This window comes from Kitasatospora misakiensis, from assembly GCF_042656005.1.
GTDB classification, from domain to species: Bacteria; Actinomycetota; Actinomycetes; order Streptomycetales; family Streptomycetaceae; genus Kitasatospora; species Kitasatospora misakiensis.
In genome coordinates, this window is the sequence record NZ_JBHSOF010000094.1 from 1 (window position 1) to 14784 (window position 14784).

The 14784-nt window shown below is 72.7% G+C and carries 14 protein-coding genes; 7 read left to right on the plus strand and 7 right to left on the minus strand.

Going from position 1 to position 14784, the window contains the following annotated elements; genetic code table 11:
• The first annotated feature begins 296 nt into the window (after nt 1–296).
• From ACFP3U_RS36025 to ACFP3U_RS36035, 3 genes are all read left to right on the plus strand, one after another.
• Complete coding sequence (locus tag ACFP3U_RS36025; RefSeq protein WP_380229994.1) at nt 297–1280, plus strand: SigB/SigF/SigG family RNA polymerase sigma factor; 984 nt, start codon at nt 297–299, stop codon at nt 1278–1280.
• 210 nt (nt 1281–1490) lie between these two features.
• A complete protein-coding gene (locus ACFP3U_RS36030; protein ID WP_380229995.1) occupies nt 1491–1871 on the plus strand; it encodes an STAS domain-containing protein in 381 nt (126 codons plus the stop codon).
• 224 nt (nt 1872–2095) lie between these two features.
• Nucleotides 2096–2416 carry a hypothetical protein gene (locus ACFP3U_RS36035; RefSeq protein WP_380229996.1) on the plus strand — a complete coding sequence of 107 codons (321 nt, stop codon included), beginning with the start codon at nt 2096–2098 and terminating at the stop codon, nt 2414–2416.
• Between the two features lie 12 nt (nt 2417–2428).
• Here ACFP3U_RS36035 and ACFP3U_RS36040 read toward each other — a convergent pair whose 3' ends face one another.
• Nucleotides 2429–3328, minus strand: coding sequence for a Rieske (2Fe-2S) protein (locus tag ACFP3U_RS36040; RefSeq protein ID WP_380229997.1), 900 nt, complete (start codon nt 3326–3328; stop codon nt 2429–2431).
• 157 nt (nt 3329–3485) lie between these two features.
• Nucleotides 3486–3710, minus strand: coding sequence for a hypothetical protein (locus ACFP3U_RS36045; protein WP_380229998.1), 225 nt, complete (start codon nt 3708–3710; stop codon nt 3486–3488).
• A gap of 189 nt (nt 3711–3899) precedes the next feature.
• On the opposite strand from ACFP3U_RS36045, the gene ACFP3U_RS36050 reads away from it, so the two are divergent.
• Together ACFP3U_RS36050 and ACFP3U_RS36055 are read left to right on the plus strand one after the other, a co-directional pair.
• Nucleotides 3900–4358 (plus strand): SRPBCC family protein, encoded by a 459-nt coding sequence (locus ACFP3U_RS36050; protein WP_380229999.1) that lies wholly within the window; start codon nt 3900–3902, stop codon nt 4356–4358.
• A gap of 159 nt (nt 4359–4517) precedes the next feature.
• Complete coding sequence (locus tag ACFP3U_RS36055; protein ID WP_380230000.1) at nt 4518–4985, plus strand: BAR domain-containing protein; 468 nt, start codon at nt 4518–4520, stop codon at nt 4983–4985.
• Nucleotides 4986–5048: 63 nt separating this feature from the next.
• On the opposite strand, the gene ACFP3U_RS36060 is transcribed toward ACFP3U_RS36055, so the two are convergent.
• From ACFP3U_RS36060 to ACFP3U_RS36080, 5 genes are all read right to left on the minus strand, one after another.
• Complete coding sequence (locus ACFP3U_RS36060) at nt 5049–6875, minus strand: RICIN domain-containing protein (RefSeq protein ID WP_380230001.1); 1827 nt, start codon at nt 6873–6875, stop codon at nt 5049–5051.
• Nucleotides 6876–6929: 54 nt separating this feature from the next.
• Nucleotides 6930–8687 (minus strand): amylo-alpha-1,6-glucosidase, encoded by a 1758-nt coding sequence (locus ACFP3U_RS36065; RefSeq protein WP_380230002.1) that lies wholly within the window; start codon nt 8685–8687, stop codon nt 6930–6932.
• 115 nt (nt 8688–8802) lie between these two features.
• The gene (locus ACFP3U_RS36070) at nt 8803–9624 is read right to left on the minus strand and encodes a carbohydrate ABC transporter permease (protein WP_380230003.1); all 822 of its coding nucleotides are present in this window, start codon (nt 9622–9624) and stop codon (nt 8803–8805) included.
• Nucleotides 9621–10613 (minus strand): carbohydrate ABC transporter permease, encoded by a 993-nt coding sequence (locus tag ACFP3U_RS36075; RefSeq protein ID WP_380230004.1) that lies wholly within the window; start codon nt 10611–10613, stop codon nt 9621–9623. Before ACFP3U_RS36075 ends, ACFP3U_RS36070 begins: the two co-directional genes overlap by 4 nt.
• A 33-nt stretch (nt 10614–10646) precedes the next feature.
• Complete coding sequence (locus ACFP3U_RS36080; protein WP_380230005.1) at nt 10647–11894, minus strand: sugar ABC transporter substrate-binding protein; 1248 nt, start codon at nt 11892–11894, stop codon at nt 10647–10649.
• A 345-nt stretch (nt 11895–12239) separates the two neighbouring features.
• Here ACFP3U_RS36080 and ACFP3U_RS36085 point away from each other — a divergent pair, with 345 nt between their 5' ends.
• A complete protein-coding gene (locus tag ACFP3U_RS36085; RefSeq protein ID WP_380230007.1) occupies nt 12240–13253 on the plus strand; it encodes a LacI family DNA-binding transcriptional regulator in 1014 nt (337 codons plus the stop codon).
• A gap of 312 nt (nt 13254–13565) precedes the next feature.
• Nucleotides 13566–14784: AAA family ATPase (locus tag ACFP3U_RS36090; protein ID WP_380230006.1), on the plus strand; the 1219-nt coding region annotated here is incomplete at its 3' end.

Here is a 14784-nt window from a genome sequence, read left to right on the forward strand (position 1 = left end):
CGCATGTCCGGTGGTGTGGGAGGAGGGCCGGGTGACCCGGCCCTCCTACCCGATTGCCCGGTTCGGCGGGCGTTAAATCGGGGTAGAACGGCATGAATCACCTCAAGTCGGGTACCAACACCACCGGAGTGGCCGCGGACTCCGCGGACGCTCCCGCGTCCCCAGCGGACGCCGCTTGGACCATCGCTTGAAGAAGCCGGGCAGAGGATCTCGGGAGAGGAGCCGCAGCGCGCGGGGCGACGACGCCCCACCTCGCTCGCGGCCCCAGGCGTTCCCTTCTGCCCAGGAGAACCGCCGTGTCCACTTCGACCCTGGGAACCGGTCGCCAGGCCGGCTCGTCGCCCGTCCGGTCCGATGTTCCGCCGCCCCCGCCGGCGGCCGAGCTGCCGTCGGACCTGCGGTCGGACCTGGCGCCGGACCTGCCGTCGGACCTGCCGCCGCGCCCCACCGAGGCGGAGCTGCGGGCCATGGGCAAGGCCGAGGCGCGCGGGCTGAGCGACGCGCTCTTCGCGCGGCTCGCCGGGCTGCCCCGTGAGTCGCACGCCTACAGCTACGTCCGGGGCACGATCATCGAGCTCAACATGCCGCTGGTGCGGTTCATCGCCGGCCGGTTCCGGCACCGCCCCGAGGACATGGACGACATCCTCCAGGTCGGCACCGTCGGGCTGATCAAGGCGGTCGACGGCTACGACCCGGGGCGCGGCGTCGAGTTCGTCACCTACGCCATCCCCACCATCGCCGGCGAGGTCAAGCGGTTCTTCCGGGACACCTCCTGGCCGGTCCGGGTGCCGCGCCGGATGCAGGAGTGCTACCTCACGGTGGCCCGGGGCTCCGACCGGCTGGAGCAGCAACTCGGCCGGCTGCCGCACCCCGAGGAGCTCGCCGAGGCCCTCCACCTCACTGTCGAGGACGTCATCGAGGGACTGGTCGCCGGCCGGGTCTACCGGCCCAACTCGCTCGACGCGCTGCGTGAGCAGGACAGCGACGAGGCCGGCAGCGCGCTGCTGGACCGGCTCGGCTGCTGCGACCCGGGCATCGAGCTGGCCGAGTTCCGCACCGCCGTCCGCCCCCTGCTCGGACAGCTGCCGGAGCGCGAGCAGACGGTGCTCAAACTGCGGTTCTGGGAGGACCGGACGCAGTCCGAGATAGCCGACCGGATCGGCGTCTCCCAGATGCACGTGTCCCGGCTGCTCTCCGCCACCCTCGCGCACCTGCGCGAGCAGCTGGAGGACCGCGACGCGGCGGCCTGGACGGACGACCCGCCCGACGGCCCCGGCTGATCCCCGCACCGACCGACCCCGGCCGGACCGTGACCCGGCCGACAACCGATGCCCCTTCCGGGGTTTCCGGCCCCCCACAGCGGATAGCCGCTCTGTGGGGGGCCGTCGGTATGAACAAGGAGGAGGAACGGGCACCGCCGCCGGATCCTGCGGCCCGACCTCGCGACCCGTTCTCGCGACCGCCGCCGCGAAGGAACAGGAGCACCCGCCATGACCCGCCGTCCGTCCCGACCTCCCGACGGCATCACGACCGCCCCGGACCAGCCCCTCGGACTCACCACCCGCACCCGGCCGTGGGGCGGCGGCACCGTCGTCGCCCTGGACGGAGAACTCGACCTGGACTCCGTCGCCGTCCTGCGCGAAGCCCTCGACCGCGCGCTCGCCACGCCCGGCACGGTCGTCGTGATCGACTGCGGCGACCTCGCGTTCTGCGACTCCACCGGCCTGTCCGAACTGCTCGCCGCCGCCGTCCGGGCACACGCCGCCGGCAGCCGGATCGAACTCGCGCGCCCCCGGCCGCTGGTCCGGCGCGTCCTCGAACTCACCGGCGCCACCGACGCCTTCCCCGTCCGCGACGGCGCCCCGCCGTGACCGGCGCCTTCACCTTCACCGAGGGCGGACCGTGATCGGAGCTGACCGGACGGGATCGGCCGAGCCGGCGCGTGGGGGCGCGCGGGGTTGTGGCCGGGTGGGGGTGGTGTCGGGGCGAAACGGTGCGCGGTGTTCGGGGTGCGCGGTTCGGGGAAGCCGGACGGCCGGGGGTCGGAGGGGTCGGACCGCGTGTGCGGACGTGTGCGGAGAGGAAGGCGGACGGGATGAGGCAGCAGAGGCGGCAGAGGCGGATCGTGGCAGGGTTGCGGGCCCGGGGGCTCGCGGTACGCGGACGGGTGTGGGCGGCGACCAGCGGCTCGCGCCCCGGGACCCTGCCCGTGCTGGGACTGCTGCCGCCGGTGCTGCTGGCCGCCGGGCTGTCCGCCGAGGCGGCACCGCTGCTGTGGCCGCTGATCGCTGGCTGGCTGCTGGTGCTCGGCTGTGCCGGAATGCTGCTCCGGCGCCCGGCCGGCGGCGACGGCCGGACGCGTGCCGGCCGGACGCGTGCCGTGCGCCGCGCCGCGACCCGGCGGAGTGGACGGTGAGCTAGGCGGGCGTCAGCCGGCCCCGGGCAGTCGGATCTCCAGGTGCCCGGAGAGGACCCGGGCCTGGAGCACCGGCTGCGGGGCGGTGGCCGGCCCGCGGACGACCTCGCCGTCGCGCAGCCGGAACTCGCTGCCGTGCCACGGACAGCGCAGACAGCCGTCCACCAGTGTGCCCTCGGACAGCGGCCCCGACAGGTGGGCGCAGCGGTCCGCGAGCACGTGCCAGTCGTCCTCGCCGCCGTGGACGACGACCACCGCCAGCCCGTCGACGGTGCGCCGGACCGGTTCGCCCGGCGGGAAGTTCTCGACCGGGCCGACCCCGATCCACTCCGGGGGCGCCACCCGGTGCACCGCCGCCGCCCGGTTGGGGCCCGCACCCTGGTGGTAGGCCAGGTGCCCGCCGAGCACGCCGCCGACCGACACGGCGGTGAGCCCGGCCAGGCCGAGCAGCCGGCCCCGGACGGGCCGGCACCGGCAGCGGGCCAGCAGCGAAGCGGCGAACAGCAGGACGCCGGTGGTGTTGGCGGCGGCGTGCACCAGGCCGGTGCGCCGGCGCGGCGGGTCCAGCCGGGCCCAGTCGACCCAGCCGGCCGCGGTGGCGGGCCCGGCGGTGACCAGTCCGGCGGCGATCAGAACGCCCGCCGCCCGCCGTCCGCCGGGCAGGGAGTCCAGGAGTTCCGCCGAGATCCAGCAGCCGAGCGGGAGCTGGACCAGCGCCGGATGCAGCGGGTGGCCGAGCCACACGCCGTGCAGGAGGTCGCGGGAGGGGCCCAGCGGGAGGCCGTTCAGCGCGTCGGCGAGCGGCCGGGCCGGCCGGTCGAGGAAGCGCCAGTCGGCCGGCGCGTCCAGCGCGCGGCGCAGCCGCCGGGACCACGGGCGGGCCTGCGGGAGGTCGTACGGGGAAGTGTTCATACCCGGCGGCTAGCCGTCCGCCGCGCGGCCAAACCCGGGAGGGCGCGCGCGTCCGCCAGCGCACCCATCCGCACCCGCCCGCACCGCACCGGGCCGCCCGCCCGGGCGGCCCGGTGCACCACGGTGGCCAGGCGCCCGCCGGTCGACGCGTCGACGCTCAGTGGTCGGCCGCCGCCATGGTCTCCCGCACCGTGACCAGGCACGGATCGCAGTAGCGGTCGGGCAACCCGGCCGGCACCTCCATGCCGTTCGGCACCACCCGGCGGGACAGCTCCAGCGACTGCCCGCAGAGCGCCGTCGACGCGTCGTTCTTCGACACCACGTGCCACATCAGGCCCGACGGCTCCTCCGCCGGATCGGACTCGGCCCACATCTCGTACACGACTGCCTCCCGGAGCAGGGGATCGGGCCCTCCCATGCAATCCCGGGCGGCGCCGGTCGGCCACCGGGTGGCACCCACTGGGACGGTTCCGGGGCTCGGAGGATTAGCGGCGGGCCGGTGGGGCAGGCGCGCCGACGGCGCCGGGAGCGCCCGGCCCCACCAACCGCGCAACCAGCAGGGAGGCACCTGATGAGCATGGTCAAGGAGTCGGTCGACGTCGACGTGCCGCTGCACACCGCGTACAACCAGTGGACCCTCTTCGAGGAGTTCCCCCGCTTCATGGAAGGCGTCGAGGCGGTGACCCAGCTGGACGACCGCCACAACCACTGGCGGACCAGCATCGGGGGCGTCAGCCGCGAGTTCGACACCGAGATCGTCGACCAGCTGCCGGACGAGCGGATCGCCTGGCGGACGGTCGAGGGCGAGGTGCGGCAGAAGGGCGTCGTCACCTTCCGGAGCATCGACGACACGCACACCAGGGTGAGCCTGGCCATCGACTTCCAGCCCGAGGGCCTCGCCGAGAAGGCCGGCTCCGCCATGGGCATGGTCGACCGGCGGGTGAAGGGCGACCTGAGGCGGTTCAAGGACTTCATCGAGGAACAGGGTCGGGAGGAAGGAGGCTGGCGGGGCCGCATCTCCCCGAGCTGAGCGAACCGAGCCGAGCGAGCCGAGCGCGGAACGCGTTCCCGTTCTCAAAGGCCGCGGCCCCCGGTCCCCCTTCGGCGGGCCGGGGGCCGCCGACGATCCCCTTCCCGGGCCGCCCGTACCGGGGTGGTTGCCTCGGCGCCCATCGGGTAGGCGTCGGGCGTGGAGCACTACGAACCCCCGGCGGACGGTGGCGCCGGCGCGCACGACGCGTCGGCGTACGACCTCTGCGACCACTGCGGACAGGTCGTCCTCGGCGAGGAGCTGCTCGGCGCGCTCGTCCCGGACTCCTCCGCCGTGCACGCCTCCGACCCGGCGCTCGACGGCAGGCGGGTCATCACCGCCTGCTCGGCCGAGCACCTCGCCGCGCTGGTCGACGAATACCGCGGCCGCCCGTTCGTCCCGGAGGAGCAGTGGGCGGCCAAGGTCTGCCGCGCGCTCGCCGACTACGAGGAGCCGGTGCCGCTCGCCGTGGTCGCCGCGCTCAGCGGCCTCTCCGAGCACCAGGCGCAGCAGGGCGTGGACTGGCACAACGCCCGCGCCCGCGAGTGGCGCGCCCAGTACGGCGACCCGGACGCCCCTGGCGAGTACGGCGACCCGGACGGCCCGGGCGCCGGACCGGGAGACTGACCGCACCCCCGACGTACGAGGAGGAGCCCCGGAGGGGGCACGGTCCGGCGCCCGGGCCGTGGATCAGGCCTTGCCGGTGAGCCGCCAGATCTGGTTCTTCTTGGTGCCCAGGACGCCTGCCGCGTCGCAGGTCCACTGGTGGACGAGGGCGCCGGGGGCGGTGGAGGCGCCGGCGACGTCGACGCACTTGCCGCTGTGAACGGCCACGAGCTGGTAGTCCTGGCTGTTGCCGAGTGCGCTGACGGGCCGGAGGGTGAACTGCTGGTTGGTTCCGCCGTTGCAGGTCCACTGGCCGATGGCGGCGCCCTCGGCGGTGGAGGCGGCGAGGACGTCGAGGCACTTACCGCTGAGTTCGTTGACGACGGTGTAGGTGTTGGCCACCCCGGCGACGGGCTTGAAGTCGAGCATCTGCTGGTACCCGCCCTCGCAGTTGTACTGCTGGTACCGGGTGCCGTCGGCCTTGCTGAGGTCGGTGTCGTCCAGGCACTGGTTGCCACCGTTCTCACTGATCGCGACGGTGGAGACGGTGGTGTTGGTCGGCGGGAGCAGGGTCACGGTGTAGCCGTCGCGGGAGTCGGTCCACGGGACCGTCAGGGAGGCACCGTTGGAGGTGACGGTGAGGTTCTGGTCGGTGACGGTGACCGGTCCGTTCATCGCGGCGCCGCCGACGTACGGCAGGCGCTGCAGGATCGCGCGGACCTTCCCGCCGGAGACCACGGAGGTGGTGTTCAGGCCGGTGAGGTTGACCGTGACGTTGCCGGTGTTGCCGTTGCTGCCGAGCAGGATCTTCGCGTTGCCCGCGGCGTTGTCCTTGGTGGCGAAACCGTCGGTGTTGCCGCCCGGGACGAGGTTGACGATGTTGCCGGTCTGGGAGCCGTAGAAGCGGTAGGTGAACCACTCGCCCTTGGGGAGGTACTGTCCGGCGCTGTTCTTGGTGAGCAGGTTCGCCGCGTAGTCGTGCAGGGCGGTGCCGGAGGCCCAGTTGCCGCGCAGGCCGTCGGCGCCCGCGCGCTCCAGCCGGCTGATGAACCAGCCGCCGCCGCCGGGAGTCTGCTGGGACAGCGTGGCGTACTCGTTGATCTGGTACGGGCGGGTGTTGGTGAGGCCGTGGGCGGCGAGTGTGGAGTTGGCGTTCGCGGCTCCGGCGACGGGCTCGCCCGGCTCGTCGTGCCAGCTGTAGATGTCGGGGGCGACGTTGTTGGCCTTGACGTGGTCGAGGTAGGTGTTCCACCAGCGGTTGTTGGAGGTGGGCTGGCCCGCCATGCTGGGGCCGACGATGAGCTGGTGGGGGAAGTTGGCGCGGACGGCGGCGTGGAAGCGGGACCACATCTGCAGGTACTGGGCCTGCGAGGCGCCCCAGAAGCCACTGCCGTCGGCTTCGTTCCACAGGTCCCACTGGACGGTCATGTTGTTGGCCTTGACGTCGGAGAACAGCTGGTTGACGAAGTTGTCGAACTGCGTCCAGTTGCCGTTGTCGCCGGGCCAGCCCACGTGGGTGGTGCTGTCGGCGCCCCAGAGGTCGTGCGGCAGGATGATGAAGGTGCCGCCGAGGGCGGCGGTGCGCTTGTACTGGGCGAGTGTGGAGTCCCAGCGGGTCCGGTAGTCGGCGAGGCTGGTGGCGTAGCCGCCGCTGTTGAGCTGGGCGCCGCCGGCCCGCATGAAGTGCCACTTGATGTCGGTGAGGAAGTGGTCCTGGGGCAGCGCGCCGTTCGGCGTCATTCCGTAGATCATGCCGGAGGCACGGTAGTTGGGGGCTCCGCCGGCGGTGGCGAAGTCGACGGTGATACCGGTGTCGGCGGCGTGCGCGGTGGTGGCGGGGGCGATCCCGGCGGCCAGGGTGGTGAGCAGGGCGGCGAGGCTGACGGTCAGTTTGCGGCGGTGCGGGTGCATGGCGGCTCTCCCGACTGGTGGGATGTGGGTGTGGGTGGGGCGGGTGCGGGCGACCTACCGGCGGTGGTCGCCGTTCTGGGGGTGGGTGCGCCTGGTGTGGTCCTCGGCGAGCAGGAGGTAGCTGCTGGCGGTCCAGGTGTAGGCGCGGTCGCGCAGTCCTTCGCCGGTGAGGGCGTCGAAGTTCTCGGCGAAGCCGGAGTTCTCGCACAGGGCGCGGAAGCGGGCGCTGATCTCGTCGGCCAGGTCCACGTGCCCGGCGCGGCGCAGGCCGTCCTCGATGAGGACGGTGGCGGGTGCCCAGATCGGTCCGCGCCAGTAGCCGTCGGCCTGGTAGTGGGGTGAGTCGGGCCGCTCGGTGGCCAGTCCGTGGGCGGTCAGGTGGGTTTCGATGCGGGCGGCCAGGTGCGTGCCGATGTCGGTGGGCAGGTGCTCGCCGAGGACGACGGGCATCAGGTCCAGCAGGCTGAGGCTGGTGGCACCCGTGCCGGTCCGGGGGGACCGGGCCTGGAAGCGTTCACCCGTCCACAGGTCCTGGATCACGGCGGCCTGGAGGGTGTCCGCCGAGTGCGCCCAGGCGGCCGCCTCGTCGGCGCGGTCGAGCTCGGTGGCCAGGCCGGCGAGTTCGCGCAGTTGCAGGATCAGGAAGGCGGAGAGGTCGGCGGTGATCCGCAGGCGTCCGGGGTCGAAGGTGGTGGCGTTGTCCCAGCCGCTGTCGTTGCCGTGCTGGTAGTGCGGCAGGGGCTGGCCGGGTGCGCGCCTGGAGTCGAGCCAGAACCTGGTCCACCGTGCCAGGCGGTGGTACGCGTCGGTGAGCCGGGTGCGGCTCAGCGGGTGCGGCAGGCGCCGTCGCAGGTGGCGCAGGGCCCAGCCGTGGATGGGGGGCTTGACGAAGTTGTAGAGGACTTCGGAGTGGGTCACGGAGTCGGGCAGCGCGCCGCTCTCGTCCTGGTGATCGAATATGATCTGGAACTGGTCCCAGGCCAACTCCGGTGCTCCGGGGGCCAGGGCGAGGGCGTTGAAGCAGTGGTCCCAGCTCCAGACCTTGTCCATCCAGTGCTTGGACATCAGTACGGCCGGGCGCCCGAGGAACCCGGCCGGCCCCACCGTCGCGGACCAGACCACGTAGGCGGCCAGTTCGGCGGCCGGGCTGTCCGGGGTACGCCAGGGGGTGACCGCGTCGGCGAACCGCGTGAACCCCTGGTCGGCCCGGGCCGCCGTCTCCTCGTGGGTTCCTGACGGTGCGTAGGGCGGGCGGGCGCTGTCCAGCTCCTCGACCGCCGCCTCCCAGGCTCCGGTGCCGTCGCCGGTCAGGGTCAGCCCGCGGCCGGCGGCGCCGAGCGACTCGACACCCTGGACGTCCACCTCCTGCCCGGCCAGCACGCTGATCCGGTAGCGCCGGCCGGTCTCGTAGGAGGTGAACACGTAGGAGTCGTCGAGCGGGTCGTGGAGGAAGTACGTGCCGCTGAACGGTGTGAGCCGTTCGGCCGAGGCGCGGATCCGCAGGCCCAGGCCGGTACCGCGCAGCCGCAGGGTGTCGGCGGACTGGTAGGTCAGTTCGATGTGCCCGTCCTGCCCGGCCCAGGTGAGCCGCCCCGGTGTGGCGTTCCAGTGCGTCTCGACCCGCTCGCCGTGCTCCCCTTCGACGGGGACCAGGCGCAGCACGGGACGCATGCCGCCCTGGTGGGAGACCAGGTGCAGGTCCTCGGCGCGGACGTGCTCGGAGGTCACGGGGGAGATGCTGAACCAGGAGCCGTGACTGCTGAAGGGGATGTCGCGGATGTTGAAGGCCGGGCCAGTGAGGGCGTCGGTCATCGCAGGGCGCTCGTTTCTGGTGCGGGGGCGTGCTCTGCCGACCGTGCGGCGGCCGCGGGGCGCGGGTTCGCCGACGGGCGGAGGCTTCCGGGGGAGGGGAGGTGCCGGCGGGGTGTCAGTCCTTGACGGCTCCGGCGGTGACGCCGGCGGCGACGTAGCGCTGGGCCAGGACCAGGATCAGCGCGGTGGGGACGGAGGCGACCACGGCGGTGGCCATGATGGCGTTCCACTGCTGGTTGTTGTTGCCGATGTAGTGGTAGATCCCCAGCGTGATCGGTTCGTGGGCGCCGCCGCCGGCCAGGGTGCTGGCGAACACGAAGTCGGACCAGGCCCAGAGGAAGGCGAACAGCGAGACGGTGACGATCGCGTTGCGGCTCATCGGCAGGACGATCGACCAGAACGTCCGCAGGTGGCCCGCGCCGTCGGTCCTGGCGGCCTGCAGCAGTTCGCCGGGGATCCCGTCCATGAACGCGGTGAAGATCAGCACGGCGAATGGGACGGCGATCGTGGAGTCGGCGATGATCAGGCCCGGCAGCGACTGCAGCATCCCGAGCTTGAGGTAGATGGTGTAGAAGCCCATCGCCATGATGATGCCGGGGATCATCTGCGCGACCAGCAGCACGAAACCGATCACTCCGCCGCCTCGCGGGCGCAGCTTCGCCAGCGCGTAGCCGGCGGGTGCGGAGACGGCGACGGTGAGGCAGACGGTGCCGAGGGCGACGGCCAGGCTGGTACCCAGATAGGGGAGTTGCTGGTCCAGGACGGCCCGGTAACCCTCCAGGGTGCCGTGGGCCGGGAACCAGTCCGGTGGGGACTTGCGCATGTCCTGGTCGGGGGTGAAGGACACGTTCAGCATCCAGTAGACCGGGAACAGCATCAGCGCGGTGAGCAGGAGTCCGATCGCGGTCTTCCACCAGGCGGTGTGTCGTGTGGTCATGACGTCTGCTGCTTTCGCTGGACACGGATGTACACCAGGCCGAAGCCCAGGGCGATCAGGACCAGCAGGTTCCCGACGGCAGCGCCGCGCCCGAAGGCCGGCAGCGCGTTCCCGAAGCCGAGCCGGTAGGACCAGGTGGCCAGTGTGGTCGAGGAGTTGACCGGGCCACCCCTGGTCATGATCCAGATGATGTCGAAGACCTTGAGGGTGTAGACCAGGCCCAGCAGCAGGGTGATCGCCGACACCGGGCGCAGCAGCGGGAAGGTGACGTGGCGGAAGCGCTGCCAGGCGTTCGCCCCGTCCAGGGCGGCGGCCTCGTAGAGGGAGGCCGGAATGCCCTGCAGGCCGCTGTACAGGACCACCAGGTTGAACGGGATCCCGATCCAGATGTTCGCGATCACCACCGACGCCAGGGACCAGCTCGGGGAGGTGAGCCAGTTGACCGGGCCGATGCCGATCGCGTGCAGGACGGCGTTGACGAGGCCGGAGTCGCTGTTGAGCATCCACGACCAGGTGGAGGCGGACACGATCAGCGGGAGCAGCCAGGGCACCAGGAACACGGCGCGGAGCGTGGCCGCGAGGCGGAAGTGCTGGGTGAAGAAGACCGCGAGGGCCAGGCCGATCCCGTACTGCAGGAGCAGGCTGGCGGCGGTGAACACCACGGTGTGCAGCAGTGCGGGCAGGAACGTGGGGTCGTCCAGGACCGCGCGGTAGTTCGCCGACCCGGTGAACGCGGCGTTGCCGTCCACGAACGAGCGCACCGTGTAGTCGCGCAGGCTCAGGTCGAGGTTCCGGTAGAGGGGATAGGCGTAGAACACGCCGAGGTAGATCACCACCGGGGTGAGGAATCCCCAGGCGGCCCACTGCTGGGAGCGGGGGCGGGACCTGGTGGGCCCGGCGTCGGCGCGTTCGCGGGACGGGGCGGCGGCGGCCGCCCCGTCCCCGTCGCGCACAGAGCGGCTGTCCGGTATCCGTGCTGTGTCGTTCATCGGCGGGTCCTGTCGTCCTCGCGGCTGGTGGTGCTACTGGACGGCGGCCGACTGCGCTGCGGAGAGTGCGGCCTGCGGTGACTTGGATCCGGTCAGCGCGGCCTGGACCGAGGTCCACAACTGCTCGGAGATCTTCGGGTACTTGGTGCCCAGGTCGTCGCTGGTACGGCCCTTGGCCGCCTTGACCGCGTCGACCCACGCCTGCAGGCCGGGGTCGGCGGCGGCCTGCTTGTCCTGCACCGCGGGGGTGGGCGCGATGTAGGACAGGGTGGCGTCGGTGGCGTAGGAGTTGTCCGCGCTGGTCAGACAGGACACCAGCTTGGCCGAGACGCCGTAGCGGGCCGTCTTCTTCTGGACCGGGACGGTGACGAACTCGCCACCGGTCGGGGCCGGGGCGGTGCCACCGTTGATGCCGGGGACCGGGATGACCCCGTACTCGAAGCCGGCCTTCTTCGCGTTGGCCAGCTGCCAGGTGCCGTTCTCCGCGAAGGCGAACTCGCCGCCGGCGAACTCCTGCCAGCTGGTGGTCTGCGTGTTGTTGATGACCGAGTTGGGGGCCAGGCCCTGCTTGACCCAGTCGGTCCACAGCGACAGGGCGGAAGCGGCCTGGGCGGAGTCCAGGTGGGTGAGCTGCGCCCCCGATCCCCAGAGCCACGGGAGGAACTGGAAGCTCCCCTCCTCGGTGCCGATCCCGGAGAAGGTGATGCCCTTCTTGCCGGCGGCCTTGACCTTCGTCAGGGCCGTGGTCAGGGACGCCCAGTCCTTGATCGATGCGACGTCCACGCCGGCGGCCGTCAGGACCGCCTTGTTGTAGTACAGCGCCAGGGTGTTCGCGCCGATCGGGGTGCCGAAGGTCTCGCCGCCGCTCTGACCGGCCGCGAGCAGGTTGGGCGACACCGCCGAGGTGTCGACGGCGTTCTCCTTGGTCGAGGTCAGCACACCGGCCTGGGCGAGCGTGGAGACCACCGGATTGTCGACGATCAGCACGTCCGGGGAGTTGCCCTGCTGCGCCGCGAGGAGTTCCTTGTTGGTCAGGTCGCTGGTGTCGAAGGCGGTCCGCTTGATCCGCACACCGGCCTGGGTGCCGCAGGCGTCCAGCAGCTCGGCCCAGGCCGAACCGGCGTCGAACTGCGGGTACGGGTCCCAGACGGTGTAGGTCCCGCCGGCGCTGCCCCCGTCGGAAGCGGCCGTCCCGGTCGAGGAGGAGCACGCGGTGCCGACGGAGGCGAGGACGGCGGCGAGCGTGGCGGCGGCGAGCCGCCGACCGGTGGATCTGTTCATGGCACCGAACCCTTCGGTCTTGCTTGCGGAAGGCGCTGAGGGGTGGAGGGGTGGAGGGGGTAACGGGGAGGCCGCTTCCGTGTTACGGCCCTGTGTCGAATCGATTGCGCGAATCGGTTCGACAGGAACATAGGACCGGCGCCTGAGGCCGTCAATAGCTCGGGCGAACTTCGCCGCAGAGCGACTGAGGGCTGAAATACGTGGCTTCTGGTGGGCCCGGCCTGTGGTGCGGCTTGCGGCCGATGAAGAAGCGCACTACCGTTTGGCGAATCGGTTCGACTCTCAGGCGCGACAGATGCCCGCCATCCAGCGGACCAAGGACACCCCATCTCCATGAGGACAGCGATGAACATCGGGGAGATCGCCAGCCGGGCAGGCGTCTCGCGGAGCACCGTCTCCTACGCGCTCAGCGGCAAGCGCTCGGTCTCGGACGCCACCCGCAAGCGCATCCAGGACGTCATCGACGAGCTGGGCTACCGGCCCAATGCCGCTGCCCGCGCGCTCAAGGAGGGCCGGACCCGGACCATCGGCCTGGTGATCCCCCCGGCCAGCAGGCGGCTGACCCACATGCAACTGGGCTTCGTGGCCAGCGTGGTCGAAGCCGCGGCCCGCGCCGACCTGGACGTCCTGCTGTCCCCCTCCGGGGGCGACCACGACCGGTCGTTCGAGCGCCTCCTCTCCGGCGGGCGCGTCGACGGGGCGATCCTGATGGAGATCCGCCTGGAGGATTCCCGGGTCCGCAGGCTGCAGGGCGCCAAGCTGCCGTTCGTCGGCATCGGGCACACGGCCCGCGCCCACGAGATGTGCTGGATCGACGTCGACTACGCCACGGTGATCAGCCAGTGCGTGCACCACCTCGCGGACCTGGGCCACCAGCGCATCGCGCTGGTCAACCGCTCGGTCGAACTGGTGGCGGCCGGCTACGGGCCGGGGCACCGGGCCCGTGACGGCTTCACCGCGGCCCTCGCCCAGCGCGGCATCCAGGGCATCGACCTGGAGTGCGGGGACGACGCGGCCGCCGGCCTGGAATGCGCCACCCGGCTCCTGCGCGACCACCCTGAGGTCACCGCGATCGCGACCATCAACGAGGCCGCGCTGCCCGGCATCCAGCGCGGCCTGGAGGAGGCCGGCCTCGCCGTGCCCAGGGACTTCTCCATCACCGGCGTCGTCGGCCGCACCTGGGCCGAGGAGTTCCGCCCCCCACTGACCGCCGCGGACGTTCCGGCCCAGGACATCGGAACCCAGGCCATGGACCTGCTGCTCGAACGCATCGCCGACCCCACCACCCCCTTCCGCAACATCCTCCTGGCCCCGCCGGTCTCCCTGCGCGGCAGCACCGGCCCCGTGCGGGCCGGTTAGGGCCCGTCTTCAAGCCCCCGTCTGCGGGGGCTTGAAGACGGGACCTGGGGCCCGCCCGGTCGGTCACCCCTCGGGCGGGAAGTCCGCCGACCGGCTCGCCGCGGCCCACTTCCGGGTCTCCGCCGCGCGGGCCGCGTCCGCGTCGGTCACGTCGAGGGCGGCGGTCCGGACCCGTGGCCTGTGGCGGGCCACCAGGTCGTCGAGGAGGCCGGCCGGCGCCGGGTTGATCTTGGTCGCCGAGATTTTCGTAGGATGGGCGCGAAGCTCCTCGGGAGGGGCGACCCTGTCGGGGACACGCGCCGGAGGACGTACATGGGGCAGGACAAGAACAACCGGCTGCTCGGGCGGCACCGTGAACTGGAGGCCCTGGACCTCCTGTTGCGTGAGCTGCGCGACGGGCGGAGCCGGGTGCTGGTGCTGCGCGGCGAGGCGGGCATCGGCAAGTCCGCGCTGCTCGACCACGTGGCCGTGCGGGCGGCGCGGATGCAGGTCGTCCGCACGGACGGCATCGAGGCGGAGTCCGACTTCGCCTACTCGGGGCTGCAACGCCTCTGCGCCCCGCTGCTGTCGCACCTCGACCGGCTGCCGCAGGTGCAGCAGGACGCGCTGCGGGTCGCGTTCGGCCTGAGCGCCGGGCCCGCGCCCGAGCTGCTGCTGGTCGGGATGGCGGTCCTCGGCCTGTTCGCCGAGGCGGCGGCCGGGAACCCGCTGGTGTGCCTGGTCGACGACGCGCAGTGGCTGGACCTGATGTCCCTGCGGATCCTCGGGTTCGTCGGCCGGCGGCTGGACGCCGAATCGGTGGCGCTGGTCTTCGCGGAGCGGGTCACCGACGGGGAGGGGGACCTCGCCGACCTGCCGGGCCTGCCGCTGAGGGGGCTGGCCGACGCGGACGCCCGGGCGCTGCTCGACTCGGCGCTGCCCGGGCCGACCGACCCGCGGGTGCGGGACCGGCTCGTCGCCGAGACCGGCGGGAACCCGCTCGCCCTGCTCGAACTGCCCCAGGGGCTGTCGGCGGCGGAACTGGCCTTCGGCTTCGGCGGGCACGGCGTCGCCCCGCTGGCGACCCGGGTCGAGGAGGGCTTCCGCCGACGCATCGACGCGCTGCCCGAAGCCACCCGCACCCTGCTGCTGCTCGCGGCCGTCGAGCCGGTCGGTGACGAACTGCTGCTGTGGCGCGCCCTGCGCCCGCTGGGCATCGGGCCCGACGCGGCGGCACCGGCCGAGGCTGCCGGACTGCTCAAACTGGGCGCGCCGGTGCGGTTCCGGCACCCGCTGGTGCGCTCGGCGGCCTGCCGCGGCGCCGCCGCCGACGCCCTGCGGGCGGTGCACGGCGCGCTCGCCGACGCCACCGACGCCGAGCGTGATCCCGACCGGCGGGCCTGGCACCTGGCACACGCCGCGGTCGGACCGAACGAGCCGGTCGCCGCCGCGCTGGAGCGTTCGGCCGCCCGGGCGCTGGCCCGCGGCGGCCGGGCGGCGGCCGCCTCCTTCCTGGAACGCGCCGCGGCGCTCAGCCCCGACCCGGGGGAGC